This window comes from Nonomuraea sp. NPDC005692, from assembly GCF_040631115.1.
GTDB lineage: Bacteria > Actinomycetota > Actinomycetes > Streptosporangiales > Streptosporangiaceae > Nonomuraea.
In genome coordinates, this window is the sequence record NZ_JBEXYU010000002.1 from 149108 (window position 1) to 162032 (window position 12925).

Annotated in this window: 13 protein-coding genes; 7 read left to right on the forward strand and 6 right to left on the reverse strand. The window is 70.5% G+C overall.

The annotated features are described in order from the left end of the window. Window position 1: 1 nt before the first annotated feature. The 3 genes from ABZ459_RS05470 to ABZ459_RS05480 form a co-directional block, all read right to left on the reverse strand. Entirely contained in the window at window positions 2-2200 is a 2199-nt protein-coding gene (locus tag ABZ459_RS05470) for a molybdopterin-dependent oxidoreductase (protein ID WP_357966222.1), read from the reverse strand. Between the two features lie 119 nt (window positions 2201-2319). After that, window positions 2320-2970 (reverse strand): hypothetical protein, encoded by a 651-nt coding sequence (locus ABZ459_RS05475; protein ID WP_357966225.1) that lies wholly within the window; start codon window positions 2968-2970, stop codon window positions 2320-2322. A 1-nt stretch (window position 2971) separates the two neighbouring features. Then, on the reverse strand, window positions 2972-3187 hold the full coding sequence (locus ABZ459_RS05480; protein WP_357966227.1) for a hypothetical protein: 216 nt from the start codon (window positions 3185-3187) through the stop codon (window positions 2972-2974). Window positions 3188-3853: 666 nt separating this feature from the next. On the opposite strand from ABZ459_RS05480, the gene ABZ459_RS05485 reads away from it, so the two are divergent. Next, window positions 3854-4717: a helix-turn-helix transcriptional regulator gene (locus tag ABZ459_RS05485; RefSeq protein WP_357966230.1), complete on the forward strand. Its 864-nt coding sequence runs from the start codon at window positions 3854-3856 to the stop codon at window positions 4715-4717. A gap of 56 nt (window positions 4718-4773) precedes the next feature. Then, window positions 4774-4998 carry a DUF397 domain-containing protein gene (locus tag ABZ459_RS05490; protein ID WP_357966233.1) on the forward strand — a complete coding sequence of 75 codons (225 nt, stop codon included), beginning with the start codon at window positions 4774-4776 and terminating at the stop codon, window positions 4996-4998. A 297-nt stretch (window positions 4999-5295) separates the two neighbouring features. On the opposite strand, the gene ABZ459_RS05495 is transcribed toward ABZ459_RS05490, so the two are convergent. Beyond that, window positions 5296-6705 (reverse strand): MFS transporter, encoded by a 1410-nt coding sequence (locus ABZ459_RS05495; protein ID WP_357966236.1) that lies wholly within the window; start codon window positions 6703-6705, stop codon window positions 5296-5298. A 109-nt stretch (window positions 6706-6814) separates the two neighbouring features. On the opposite strand from ABZ459_RS05495, the gene ABZ459_RS05500 reads away from it, so the two are divergent. The 4 genes from ABZ459_RS05500 to ABZ459_RS05515 all read left to right on the forward strand — a co-directional run bounded on the left by ABZ459_RS05500 (window position 6815) and on the right by ABZ459_RS05515 (window position 10771). After that, on the forward strand, window positions 6815-7651 hold the full coding sequence (locus ABZ459_RS05500) for a helix-turn-helix transcriptional regulator (RefSeq protein ID WP_357966238.1): 837 nt from the start codon (window positions 6815-6817) through the stop codon (window positions 7649-7651). Window positions 7652-7710: 59 nt separating this feature from the next. Then, window positions 7711-8784 carry a CapA family protein gene (locus tag ABZ459_RS05505; RefSeq protein ID WP_357966239.1) on the forward strand — a complete coding sequence of 358 codons (1074 nt, stop codon included), beginning with the start codon at window positions 7711-7713 and terminating at the stop codon, window positions 8782-8784. A 41-nt stretch (window positions 8785-8825) separates the two neighbouring features. Further along, a complete protein-coding gene (locus ABZ459_RS05510; RefSeq protein ID WP_357966241.1) occupies window positions 8826-9749 on the forward strand; it encodes an alpha/beta fold hydrolase in 924 nt (307 codons plus the stop codon). Between the two features lie 353 nt (window positions 9750-10102). Beyond that, window positions 10103-10771 carry a TetR family transcriptional regulator gene (locus ABZ459_RS05515; RefSeq protein WP_352319083.1) on the forward strand — a complete coding sequence of 223 codons (669 nt, stop codon included), beginning with the start codon at window positions 10103-10105 and terminating at the stop codon, window positions 10769-10771. 191 nt (window positions 10772-10962) lie between these two features. Here ABZ459_RS05515 and ABZ459_RS05520 read toward each other — a convergent pair whose 3' ends face one another. After that, window positions 10963-11322: a hypothetical protein gene (locus ABZ459_RS05520; RefSeq protein ID WP_357966243.1), complete on the reverse strand. Its 360-nt coding sequence runs from the start codon at window positions 11320-11322 to the stop codon at window positions 10963-10965. 173 nt (window positions 11323-11495) lie between these two features. Here ABZ459_RS05520 and ABZ459_RS05525 point away from each other — a divergent pair, with 173 nt between their 5' ends. Further along, a complete protein-coding gene (locus tag ABZ459_RS05525; RefSeq protein WP_352319079.1) occupies window positions 11496-12026 on the forward strand; it encodes a tetratricopeptide repeat protein in 531 nt (176 codons plus the stop codon). A gap of 153 nt (window positions 12027-12179) precedes the next feature. Here ABZ459_RS05525 and ABZ459_RS05530 read toward each other — a convergent pair whose 3' ends face one another. Further along, window positions 12180-12863: a hypothetical protein gene (locus ABZ459_RS05530; RefSeq protein ID WP_357966245.1), complete on the reverse strand. Its 684-nt coding sequence runs from the start codon at window positions 12861-12863 to the stop codon at window positions 12180-12182. Between the last annotated feature and the right edge of the window lie 62 nt (window positions 12864-12925).

The window sequence follows — 12925 nt, forward strand, 5'->3', positions numbered from 1 at the left end:
CCTAATGTGCGGTGATCACCCCGGTTGGTGAAATCGTGACCGGAACTCCGTTGAACACTGCGTTACCACTTGGGATATCCAGGGCGGATTCGTCCGTCAGCACGTTCGTGTTGACACCGGCGTGTTGGGCCGCCACCTGCTGGGTGCTGCCCGCGTGCCCCCAGCCGTGCGGCAGGCTCACCACGCCCGGCATGATCGTGTCGGTGGGCTCCAGCGTCACCGTGAGGCTGCCGGTGGCCGAGGTGACCACGGCCTGGCCGGCCAGGCCGAGCCTGGCCACGTCGGCGGGGTTGATCTGCAGCGTGCAGGTGTTGGTGCCGCCGACCAGCGGGCCCACGTTGTGCAGCCAGCTGTTGTTGGAACGCAGGTGCCGCCGCCCGATCAGGACGATGTCCGGCGGTTCCTCCGTAAGCCTGGCGCGCAGGCGCTCGACGTCCTCGACGAGTCGCGGCGGGGCCAGCTCGATCACGCCGGAGGCGGTCTTCAGCACCTCGGGCAGCCGGGGTTCCAGCGCGCCGAGGTCCAGGCCGTGCGGGTGGTCGAGCAGCTTGCGCAGCGACAGGTCGCCCTTGCCGGCCCACTCGCCGTACGGGCCGAGCCTGAGCATGAGGTCCAGCCTGCGCTCGGCGCCCGTCTCGCCCTCCAGCGCGGCCCGCAGCCCGGCCACGTCGTGCCCCTCGACGCCGGAGCCGGGCGTCTGCGCGGCCTTGCGCAGCATCTCGCCGATCAGGAACTCGTCCAGGTCCGCTTCCGGCCCGTCCAGTCCGGCCGCGATCGCGGCCAGTCCGGCCAGGATCCGGGCCTCGCTGGGCCGCCCGTCCAGCGGCAGCGCGGGGCGCGAGTAGCGGGCGTAGTTGCGTACGGCGAACCCGAGCAGCGCGAAGTCGTAGTGGCCCGACTGCAGCACGCGCGGCGGCGGCAGGATCACGTGCGCGTGCCGGGTGGTCTCGTTCAGGTACGGATCGACGCTCACCATGAAGTCGAGCCCGGCGAAGGCCGCCTCCAGCCGGTCGCCGTGCGGCGCGGACAACACCGGGTTGCCCGCGACCGTGACCAGCATCCTGACCTGGCCCTCGCCCGGCGTCTCGATCTCGTCGGCCAGCGTGGCCACGGGCAGCTCACCGTTGGCCTCGGGCAGCCCCCGCACCCGGCTGCGCCACCGGCCCACCGTGTACGGCCGCCGCCGCGCCCCGAACTCGGTCGCCGGCTTGGGGAACATGGCCCCGCCGGGCCGGTCGAGGTTGCCGGTGAGCACGTTGAGCACGTCCACGAGCCACTGGGCCAGCGTGCCGAACTCGGTCGTGCACGTGCCGATCCTGGCGTACACGGCGGCCGTCCGCGCGCCGGCCAGCTCCCTGGCCAGCCGGACGATCGTCCCGGCCGGTACGCCGGTACGTCGGGAGACCGCCTCCGGCGGGAAGTGCTCGGCCGCCTCGCGCACCTCGGCCAGCCCGTTGACCTCGTGCCACGGCCTGGCCAGGTCCTCGGCGAACAACGTGTGCACGATCCCGAACAGCAGGTACGCGTCCGAGCCCGGCCGGACGAAGACGTGCTCGTCGGCCAGCGCCGCCGTCCTGGTCCGGCGCGGGTCCACCACGACGAACCTGCCGCCGCGCCGGCGCAGGGCCTTGAGCCGGCCGGGGAAGTCGGGGGCGGTGCACAGCGAGCCGTTCGACTCCAGCGGGTTGGCGCCCAGCATCAGCAGGAAGTCGGTCCGGTCCAGGTCGGGGACCGGGACGGCCAGCGGGTGGCCGAACATCAGGCCGCTGGCGACGTGCTTGGGCATCTGGTCGGCGGTGGCGGCGGTGAAGACGTTCCGGGTGCCGAGCGCCTTGATCAGCGGCCCGGCGTACAGGGCGCCGGCCATCGTGTGGGCGTTGGGGTTGCCCAGGTAGACCGCCACCGACCGGCGTCCGTAGCGCTCGGTGACGCGCGCCAGGCCCTGCCCGACGGCCTCGAACGCCTCCTCCCAGCTCGCCTCGCGCCACTGGTCGCCCTCGCGGATCAGCGGCTTGCGCAGGCGGTCGGGGTCCTCGTCGAGGCGGCCCAGGCTCGCGCCCTTGGGGCAGATGAACCCCTTGCTGAAAGGGTCGTCCCTGTCGCCGCGGACGCCGGTGACGTGGCCGCCGTCGTCGAGGGTGAGCGTCAGGCCGCAGACGGCCTCGCAGAGGGGACAGGTGCGGTGGACGGTCGAGGTCATCGCGACTCCTGAGTTCGCCAGGTGAACTCATCTTGGCCCGTCCCGTGCGCATGGGGAAGCCCCGGGAGCCCCCGCGGTCCCCGGGGCTGTTCCTAGGGAGATGTCCCGGTTTCCCTAGGTCATCGGACGACCTGCGGCAACGCCAGCGGCGTGCGCAGATCGGGCGGCTCCTCCAGGTCGGACCGGAGCGGCGTCCAGGAGCGGCGGCCGTACAGGCGTTCCAGGCCGGGTGCGGTCACGCCGGGCAGCTCGTCCCGCCGGACGATCTCCACGATCAGCAGGTGGGCCCGGTCGCGGTGCCTGTGGACGGTGGCGCTCCTGGCCCAGCAGGCCGCCGCGATCTCCTCGGCGTACGCGTCGAACTCCTCGGCCGAGATGCCCGCCCGCGTCATGACCAGCGCCTTCTCGCCCCTGGCCGACGGCGTGATCCAGAGCACCAGCGGGATCCGTCCGGCCCGGGTGTGCATGGTCGTCTCCAGGCAGACCCGCTGCAGGCGGTGCCGGGAGAGCACGCACCAGAAGTGGGCCAGGGCCCAGTTGCGGCCGGTCCTGGTGGCGGCGGGCACCGAGACGGCGCTGCTCAGCAGGACGAAGGGCACCCAGTGGCCGTCCCGCGCGGCGCCCAGCAGGGCGAGAACGAACAGCCCCACCGCCCCCAGCGCCATGAGCTCGCTGCGGACGCGCCAGATGCGCACCAGCGGGCCCCCGCCGCCCGCGCCCGGGAGGTCCTCGACGGCCGGGTAGATCTGGTTGCGCGGGTTCCTCGACATGTCAGGACACCTCCTCGGGCACCCGTGACGCCACCGTGAGCTGGTCGAAGCGCGGGTCACGGTAGGAGCGGGCGCCGAAGCCCGTCCTGGTGACCGTCCAGCCCCGGTAGATGGCGAACTCGTCCGGCTCCATGCAGATCTCGCGGTCGGCATATGCGAGCAGATCCCGGATCCGGGACTTGATTCGGCCGAGCCCCTTGGTACCTTGTGAGTACATAGAAGACCCCTTTCGCGGCATTTCCAGAGGTGGCTTCTTCGCCGGGTCGTAGGTCGGGTCCAGTCCCGCCGCAGGGTGGCAGCCCATATGCGGCGAACGCGGATCCGGTCTCGGCCCGGCATTTTCTTGGTGCTCCGATGAGCGACACGTTTTCAGGCGATGGGACGGTCCTTCCGGCAAGCGGCCTCCCTTGGGCGGACATTCGTATCCGGGACGGCTCCGTTGCCGGTGAGGCGGCCCTCGCGCGGGCGCCCGATCGTGAGCGGAGAGCTCGACGGGCGGGGCCGTTTCGTCATCCCGGCCTCCCCTCGTCGGTCGAGAACCCTCCTGGCTCGATCGTCCTCCGCCTTCCGGGATGCTGCAATACGTCGAGCAAGGGAAGAATTAAGTTTCTTCGCAGTTTGCCGTTCTAGTTGCCGTGCAACTTGCACGTGTTCTGTCAGGGGCTTGAGGGGCCTCCGAGGTGGCCGTAAATCCTCCCCCTGACCTCTATACCTACGCGAAGCCTTGTCTTGCTCCCACGCTCTCTCCGTGAAAGCCTTCGAGCAACCCCATGCGGCAGGATTCGTGCAAGTTGCAGTGTAAGATTGAGTGAACGGCCCACAAACCGGGTTGCCAAACGATCCGTTCCCGCCACACCTTCATTCCCGACAAGGAGAGTGGACGGTGCCATCGCAGCAGGGCAGTCCGACAGTGCGCAGGCTCCGCCTAGGCCAGGAGTTGCGCCTCCTTCGCGAACGACGGAAGTTCACCGGGGCCCGGGCGGCGCGAGAGCTCGGCTGGTCGGCCAGCAAGGTCAGCCGCATCGAAGCCGCGAAGACCATGCCCAGCGCCGCCGACATCAAGGCGTTGGGCGAGCTCTACAGCCTCGACGTCGACAGACTTGACGAACTCTTCGGCCTCCTGCGAGATGCGGAGCAGCGTGGGTGGTGGGAAGATTATGAAGACTCCCTGCCCGAGGAGTACATCAGGCTTCTCGGGTTGGAGGCGGAGGCGACGGTTCAGCGCAACTGGGAACCCCAGTTGGTGTCCGGTCTCCTCCAGACCGAGGACTACGCGCGAGAGGTCATCCTCTCCGCGCGCGGAATCGTCCGGATCACGCACAGCGGCGTGCGCAGTCGCGTCGAGGCCCGCCTCGACCGGCAGCAACGGGTTCTGCACCGGCCCGATCCCTGCCGCCTCAACGTGGTGCTCGACGAAGCGGTGCTGATGCGGCGCTTCGGGGAGCCCTCGGTCATGCGGGAGCAGATGGAACACCTCATCGAGGTCTCCCTGTTGCCGCACGTCAACGTCCGGGTGTTGCCGCTGGACTCGCTCCATCCGGTCAATACCGGGGCGTTCATTCATCTGAAGTTCACCGGTTTCGACGATGTCGTCTATTTGGAGCACTTGTACACTGCTCACTTCGTAGAGGACCTCGAACGAGTCGCCGGCTATGAGAACGCTTTTGACCACATGTGGGCAGAGGCACTCGACGAGGACGAATCCCGCGTACTCATCCAACGCAAGGCCATGTTGTGGCGGCGCTAGAGCGCGCGGTCCCAGTAGGCGGGCAATGGGGCCCGCTTATACCTTTTGGGGAGAAAATGCACACCACTACTACGATCCGGGCCTGGCGGAAGAGCAGCTTCTGCAACGGAGCGTCTTCTTGCGTCGAGGTTGCACCTCTGGGCGACGGCAACGTCGCCCTGCGGGACAGCAAGGTGCAGGACGGCCCGGTGCTCGTCTTCACGCCGTCCGAGTGGGCCGCCTTCACGGCCGGCGTGCGCGACGGTGAGTTCGACCTGGACTCCCTGGCCGCCCGCGCGTGAAAAGCGGCCCTGGCGAGTTGGTGGCACAACCTCGCAGGGCCGCTCGGGACGAGGCCGGATCGGCCACGACCGTACTTCGGTCGCCCAGCTTGTGAGCAGTGAAGACGCCTACATCATCGCATGAGGACCACCCGGGTGATCAAGGTCTGCGCCCGCCCGAGGTGACGAACGGCCCTGGCCCTTGCACCGCCAAGCCCCAGGGCCTCTCTCTCCCCGAAGCATCGCGTACCCCGTCTCGGCACGCCTCCGTGCCGCTCACTCCGCGGCCGAGGGCCTGGGGTACGCGGAGCCCACCGATCAGCGTACGGCCCGGCGGCGGATCAGGAAGAGGCTGCTCAGGCCCGCCAGTACGGCCAGGCCCGCCATCGCGACGGCGGCCATGAGGGAGGCCGAGACGGTGCCGTGGCCCTGGCTCAGTGAGATGAACAGGGTGCCCACGGTCGAGACGCCGATGACCTGGCCGAGCTGCATCACGGTGAGCAGCGCGCCGCTCGCGTCCGCCGCGTACGCGCCGTCCACCTGCTCGGTCGCCATGTTGGTCACCGCCACCTGCACGCCGAGCCCGGCGCCGATGAGGGCGCTCATGACGGCGTACAGGACGCCGCCGTCGGCGGCGAGGCCGAGGCCGAGGTAGGCGGGCGCGGCCACCACGTAGCCGACCGGGACGAGCGGGCGCTGCAGCCCGGCGGGCAGCCGCGGCCACAGCAGGCCGACGATGCCGAAGGCGAGCGCGCACGGCACCAGCATCATGCCCGAGCCGAGCGGGGAGAGGTGCAGGTCGCCCTGCAGGTGCAGAGCCGAGGTGAACAGGAACGCGCCCCAGGTCGCCGGGCCGAACAGCAGGATCGCCAGGCCGGGACGCATGCCGGGCGCGGCCAGCACCTTGGCGTCCACCAGCGGACGCCCGCCGCGACCGGTCACCCAGCGCTCGACCCGGACGAACGCCACGAACATCACGACACTGAGCCCCATCGAGACCCAGCCCCAGACGGGCCAGCCCAGGTCGCGTCCGAGCACCAGCGGCACCACGAACAGCAGCACGGCCGCCGACAGGGTCACCAGGCCCCACGGGTCGAGCCCCGTCCTGCCGCCGCCCTCGTCGGCGGGCAGGGCGCGGATGCCGATGCCGAGCAGCACCGCCCCGACCGGCACGAGCACCAGGAACACCACCCGCCAGCCGGCTCCGAAGCCGAGCAGGATGCCGCCTAGAGCCTGGCCCACGACGATGCCGCCGCTGATCACCAGTGACCAGAGCCCGATCGCCCGTCCGCGGGCCGCGCCCTGGTAGTTGCGCTGGATCAGGGTCAGCACCTGCGGCATCATCATGGCCGCGCCGGCGCCCTGCGCGAGGCGGAAGCCGATCAGCCAGCCCGTCGAGGGCGCGAGGCCGGCGCCGAGCGTGGTGACGGTGAACACGGCCAGACCGCCGAGGAAGGCGTTGCGGTAACCGAAGAGGTCGCCGATCCGGGCGCCGGTGATCAAGAGGACGGCATAGACAATGGTGTAACCGGCGACGATCATCTGCAGCCCCGCGCCGGAGGAGTGCAGGTCCGCCTCGATGGTCGGGGTGGCCACGTTGACGATGTTGACGTTGAGGATGGCCAGGAACTGCCCGACGAGGATCACTGCGAGGAGCAGACCGCTGGCCTTGGTCCTGTCCGGTGGGGTGACCTGGACAGGAGAGGTGACAGTGGCGGATTCGGTCATGTGTTTCATTATTGTGCGAACCCGATACCAGTAACGAGAGTCCCTTTATACTGGTATTGGCGGCACCTGGATAAGTGTGCGCGGATGCCCCCATAGTGGAGGTGTGACCGTGACCGAGGCAAGACGTACGGATCTGGCGGCGTTCCTCCGGACTCGCCGGGAGCGCATCACCCCCGAGATGGTGAACCTCGCGCCGGGCCCCCGCAGGCGTACGCCCGGGCTGCGCCGCGAGGAGGTCGCCCAGCTCGCCGGGGTGGGCGTCACCTGGTACACGTGGCTGGAGCAGGGCCGGCCGATCAACGTCAGCGGCCAGGTGATCGACGCCGTCGCCCGTACGCTCATGCTGGACACCGCCGAGCGCCAGCACCTCTACCGGCTCACCGGCCAGGCCGAGGCCCCCGCCGTCGTCGACGCCAGCCGCATGCCGCCGGAGATGCAGGGCATTCTCGACCGGCTCGGTGACATGCCCGCGTCCGTCGCCAACAGCCGTTCCGACCTGCTGGCCTGGAACGCCGCCTACGCCGCCCTGTTCCCGCACGTCGTCGCGGCCCCGGACGGCGAGCGGAACTCGTTGTGGCAGACGTTCGTCAACACGGATGCCCCGACCACGCTCGTCAACCGCGAGTCGGAGCTGCCGCGCGCGGTCGCGGTCTTCAGGGGCGCCTACAGCAGGCATGCCGACGACCCCTGCTGGCAGGACTTCGTGCGGCGGCTGAGCGCGGAGAGCGCCGAGTTCGCCCGCATGTGGGCCAGGCAGGACGTGGCCGAGCCGGGCCCCCGCGTGAAGGTCTTCAAGCACGAGGTCGCCGGCGACCTCCGCTTCAGCACGACCAGCCTGAACGTCTCCGCCACGCCCGAGACGCGGCTGATCGTCTACAGCCCCAAGGACGAGGCCACCAGGTCCGCTTTGACCTGGTTGATGGGAAGTGGTGATACCAAGTCCTAATCTGCCGCCCATAGAATGCTCGATCCGTAAAAGTCTGGATCGAGCGGAAATGGCGGTAGATGAGACTCCCCCGTGTCCTACCGGTGCTGGTCGTCGCCGCCTCCCTCGCGGCATGCTCGTCGGCACCTGACAAAGAACCGCAGAGCAAGCAGGTCGAGCAGCGGGCGGCCGAGTCGCCGAGCTCGAAGCCGAAGCCCGCGCGCCGGCCGTTCACCATCTCCTTCGGCGGCGACGTGCACTTCGAGGGCGTCCTGCGCGGCAGGCTCGCCAACCCGGGCACCGCCCTCGGACCCATCGCGAACGTGCTGCGCAAGGCCGACCTGACGATGGTCAACCTGGAGACCGCCATCACCACCGCCGGGACGCCCGCGCCCGGCAAGCAGTTCACCTTCCGCGCGCCGGCGACCGCGTTCAGCGCGCTCAAGGCGGCCGGGGTGGACGTCGCCTCCATGGCCAACAACCACGGCATGGACTACATGGAGAGCGGCCTGGCCGACTCGCTGGCGGCCATCAAGCGCAGCAGGTTCCCGATCGTGGGCATCGGGGCGAACGCCGCGCAGGCCTACAAACCCTTCCGCAAGACGGTGAACGGCAACCGGGTGGCGATCATCGGCGCGACGCAGGTGCTCGACGCCGAGTTCATCCAGTCGTGGACGGCCACGGCCGACAAGGGCGGACTGGCCTCGGCCAAGGACGAGGCGAGCCTGCTGAAGGCCGTACGCCAGGCGCGCAAGAACTCCGACACCGTCATCGTGCACCTGCACTGGGGCACCGAGATGCAGAAATGCCCCAACGAGGCCCAGCGCTCGCTCGCCCCCAAGCTGGTCGCGGCGGGCGCCGACGTCGTGGTCGGCGGGCACGCGCACATCCTGCTCGGCGCCGGATACCTGGACAACGCCTACGTCAGCTACGGCATGGGCAACTTCGTCTTCTACAACTCCACCCCGGGCACCACGGGCAGGACCGGCGTGCTGACGTTGACGATCAACGGCCGCAAGGTGCTCAAGGACCAGTGGACCCCGGCCACGATCCAGGGCGGCATCCCGGTCCCCATGACGGGCACGGCCAGGACCCAGGCCGTGAGCGACTGGAAGGCGCTGCGCTCGTGCTCGGGGCTGGCCGCGCGGCCATGATCGATCTATCCTCTGGACAGTTCGTCCAATAGGAGGTCGCCATGCGGCAGGTCGAGTCCGGCGGGGTGCGGCTGGCGGTCTTCGAGGAGGGCGACCCCGCCGCACCCACGATCCTGCTGCTGCACGGCTACCCGGACACCCACCGCGTCTGGGACGAGGTCGCCGCCCTCCTGCGCGACCGCTTCCACCTGGTCAGGTACGACGTGCGCGGCGCCGGCGCCTCCACCGCGCCGCGCGACCGCCGGCACTACGCCTTCGGCCACCTGATGGCCGACCTGGCCGCGGTGATCGGGTCCGTCGGGAAGCCGCGGGTCCACCTCGCCGGCCACGACTGGGGCTCGCTCCAGGGATGGGAGGCCGCCGTCACGCCCGGCCTGCGCGACCGGCTGGCCTCCTTCACCAGCCTCGGCGGGCCGGGGCTGCGGCAGGTGTCCCACTTCATGCGGCACGGCGGGCGGCGCGAGGTGCTCAGGCAGCTCGCCCGTTCCTGGTACATCGGCGCGTTCCAGGTGCCGGTGCTGCCCGAGCTGGCCTGGCGCACGGTCGTGCCGCGCGTCCTTGCGCGCACGTTGCGGCGCACCGACGGCGTCGGGCCGCGGCCGGGGCATCCGGCGCACACCCTGGCCAGGGACGCGCGCAACGGGCTGGAGCTCTACCGGCGCAACATGTTCGGCGGGCGGCGGGACGCCGGGCCCGAGGTCGTGCGGGTGCCGGTGCAACTCGTCGAGGCCCGCTGGGACCCGTTCGTCACCCCGGCGCTGCTGGCGGCGACCGCCCGGTGGGCCGACCGGCCGTGGCGCCGCACGATCGAGGCCGGCCACTGGGCGCAGCGCAGCCACCCCGCGGCCGTCGCCGGGCTGATCGCCGAGTTCGTCACGCACGTGGAGGGCGGCGCCGCGGCGAGGGGAGCGCGGCGGGCGCCGCCGCACGGGGACGACGCCTCCGGCCCGGCCCGGCGTCGCTGATATCGCTCGAATTGAAGATTATTCGCGAAATATCGTCTCGCAATATAGTGTCCCGGGATTGTGCTGAACAATATGACGGTCGCCGTCCGGGAACATTTATCGAACACACCATCGGCGGCCTGTTATCCAGGGCCGCATCCCCAGGGAGCGGCACCGGGCCACCGGCCGTCCGCGCTGGGCCGCGGGCCGCGGGCCGGTGCACATTCGGCACGCTGACCAGTGCGGAAATTCGGTTATGCCGGCTCGTGGATTTCGCCATGGGCGACGCGACGCGCAGCCGTCCGAGAAATCCCGCAAATGAGTAGGTAACGATCGTGCAGACGAGAGAAGATGAATCCGTGTCTTCGCCGCAAATGGATGATGACTGCGTCCACCCCAAAGCTCTCCGGCGGCAGCCGGCCCAACGCCGCAGCGCCCGGCGCGTCGAGCGCATGCTCGACGCCTGCGCCGAACTCCTCGACGAGACCGGCTACGAGGCCCTGTCCACCACCCGCATAGCCGAGCGGGCAGGCGTCGCGATCGGTTCGGTCTACCAGTTCTTCCCCGACAAGCGGGCCATCACCCAGGAGCTCACCCGGCGCAACGTCGAGCAGTTCGTGGCACGGGTGGGCCTTCGGTTCATGGAGGAGGAGTACCGCGGCTGGTGGGAGGCCGTCGATGCGATCATCGACGAGTACGTCGACATGCACCGCACGGTCCCCGGCTTCAGGAGCCTGCACTTCGGCGACGTCGTCGACCTCAACCTGCTCGACTCCGACTCCGAGAACAACACGGTCATCGCTGGCAGGCTGCGCGGCCTGCTGCTCAAAGAGTTCGGGCTGGCCGACAGCGAGACGCTCGACCTGGCCGTGCTGGTCGCGGTCGAGGCCGGCGACGCGGTGCTCAAGCTGGCCTTCCGGCGCGACCCCGCCGGCGCGCCCGACATCATCGACGCCGCCAAGCACCTCGTGCGGGGGTTCCTGTCGCGTCAGCTCAAGTCGTGGTCGCCGCACGTGCTGACCGAGGGCGAGGTGGGACGCTGACCGAGATCTGGGCATGACAGCATCGAGCGATCGTCACTGTCCGTCACGGGTCTTTCGCGAGGTGAAGATGTACGATCTTCCGCCGTCCGCCTTCAAGCGCAGTGCCCCCTTCGATCCCCGCCACAGGCGTGGGCCGGTCCGCGTCGCGCTCGGGCTCGCCCGGGCCGTGCGGTCCGTGGTCGCCGGCCGGATCACCGCGCCGTACCGGCGATGACCGGCCGCTGGGCGCCGGACGCGGCCCGTCGCCACGACTCGGGCACCAGGGGCGCGGCCTCCCGGTGCCGGTGCCTGGTGGGCCGCCGGTCGCCCAGCGCGGTCGCGGGCACCTGCTGGATGCGCGGCGTCATCGGCGTACGCAGGCAGGGCAGCGGAAACGACACCGGCCGTACGTCCCGGGCCTGCCGGACGTCGAGCCTGGCCCGCAGCGCATGGAGGTTGCGCTCGGCCGTCCGGATCGCCTCCAGCCGGGCCGAGAGATACCCCGCCACGCCGGGCCCGAGAGCCGAGAGAACGACGGCGCAAGCCAGCGTGAAGGTCATCTGCCGAGACATGCCCATTACAGCCCCCTCCGCCCGCGTACCGCAAAGCATGCCGTATATGCCCACTGACCTGCACGGACACGCGCAGCGTGACCAGCCTTGGACGAGACGTTGCCGAATTTGCATGTGACCGGCGATGCGCATTGACCGGGCAAAGCGCCTGGCGGCTCGGTAGTCTCGCGGGTGTGGCGCATGTGACCCGAGAGCACCTTGATCGTCTGCTGGAGCAGGCCCTGCTGGCCGACGACCACAGTTCCTTGGCCAGTCGGCTGTACGACGTCGCGCTCGGTTATTCGTCCGGCGACGTCTCCAGGGCGTCCATCCTCGTCCTCGCCGCCGAGGAGTGGCGAGCGGCGGGACAGCCCGCACGCGCGATGGAGTGTTTCCAGCGCGCCGTGGAGGACGGCGGCGACGCGGGCTTCGACCCGCGCGCAGGCATCGCCGACACCCTCTTCGAGCTCGAAAGGCCCGACGAGGCCCGGGAGCTCATCGAGACCATCCGCGCGGAGGGCGACGTCTCCACGGCGACGGCCCACACCATCGCGGAGACCCTGGTCGCCTACGGCGATCTGCGGGGCGGCCTCGAATGGGCCACCCAGGCCGTGCTGGGCTGCGACGAGGGCGACCCCGAGCAGGTGGCGCTGCTGCGGACGCGATACCGCATCAGGGTCGACCTCGGCCTTCCGGAGGACGAGCTCGACGAGCTCGTCTCCTAGTCGCGGAGGCCGGCCGACGGGCCCCCGCGCGGGGCCCGGCTTGTCGCGTGCCCGCGAAGCGGGGCCGGAGGGGCCGCGACAGTGCGCGGCCACGACCCCTCCGGCTGAGGAAGCCGGGCGCGGCAGGCACGACCCGCGCCCGGACACATTGGCTCAGTGCAGGTCGAGACCGGGCAGCAGGCGGCTGAAGCCGTCGATGGCGGGGTAGCCGCCGGGCAGCGTCGACGCGCCCTCGATGCCCTCGACGGCCCTGGGCAGCAGGTTCGAGATCAGATCGCCGCCGACCTCACGCACCGGCTGCCGCGCCTGACCCGGCGACTTCGCGGCGCGGGCCGAAGCGGGGGCGGTCGGCCGCTCGCCGAGCGTCATCTCGGTCGGCACCCGGGCCGCGACGGGCGCCGGCGGCAGCGCGGGGAGTGCGGGCAGCGCGGGCACCTGCAGCGTCGTCGCCAGGTCACGCATCCCGCTGTTGCCGGCGGCCGCGGGGAACAGCGCGGGCGAGGCGCTGTTCAGCGAGGGCATGCCCCACGTCGCCCCGACGCCGCCGAGGTCGGCCAGCGGGCCCATGGCCGACCTGGCGGCCGCCAGACCCGTCAGGCCGAGCCGCCTGGCCATGTCACCGGCGGCCATGGCCAGCTTGCCGACCTCCTCGGTGACGACCCGGTGGCCGTTCGTCCTGCCCTCGTTGAGCTGGAGCTTGGCGTGGCCGTCGCAGTACGAGGCGACCGCCTCACGCGGCCGGCAGGTGTCGGCCACCGAAGGCCCGGCGACCGGCCAGGTGACGCCCGCGGTCAGAGCGGCCACCGTGAGGATGCTGCGGATCTTACGAGATGACACCGTACGTCCCTCTGATCGGAATCGCTGATCTGACGAACGCCGAAGCTAGCCACGTGTCCGGC

What these genes read in the sequence shown, in the direction of transcription:
- ABZ459_RS05510 (WP_357966241.1), top strand. Translation starts at nt 8,826, where the DNA reads ATGCGGCAGGTCGAGTCCGGCGGGGTGCGGCTGGCGGTCTTCGAGGAG.
- ABZ459_RS05490 (WP_357966233.1), top strand. Translation starts at nt 4,774, where the DNA reads ATGCACACCACTACTACGATCCGGGCCTGGCGGAAGAGCAGCTTCTGC.
- ABZ459_RS05520 (WP_357966243.1), bottom strand. Translation starts at nt 11,322, where the DNA reads ATGTCTCGGCAGATGACCTTCACGCTGGCTTGCGCCGTCGTTCTCTCG.
- ABZ459_RS05470 (WP_357966222.1), bottom strand. Translation starts at nt 2,200, where the DNA reads ATGACCTCGACCGTCCACCGCACCTGTCCCCTCTGCGAGGCCGTCTGC.
- ABZ459_RS05475 (WP_357966225.1), bottom strand. Translation starts at nt 2,970, where the DNA reads ATGTCGAGGAACCCGCGCAACCAGATCTACCCGGCCGTCGAGGACCTC.
- ABZ459_RS05495 (WP_357966236.1), bottom strand. Translation starts at nt 6,705, where the DNA reads ATGACCGAATCCGCCACTGTCACCTCTCCTGTCCAGGTCACCCCACCG.
- ABZ459_RS05505 (WP_357966239.1), top strand. Translation starts at nt 7,711, where the DNA reads ATGAGACTCCCCCGTGTCCTACCGGTGCTGGTCGTCGCCGCCTCCCTC.
- ABZ459_RS05480 (WP_357966227.1), bottom strand. Translation starts at nt 3,187, where the DNA reads ATGTACTCACAAGGTACCAAGGGGCTCGGCCGAATCAAGTCCCGGATC.
- ABZ459_RS05515 (WP_352319083.1), top strand. Translation starts at nt 10,103, where the DNA reads ATGGATGATGACTGCGTCCACCCCAAAGCTCTCCGGCGGCAGCCGGCC.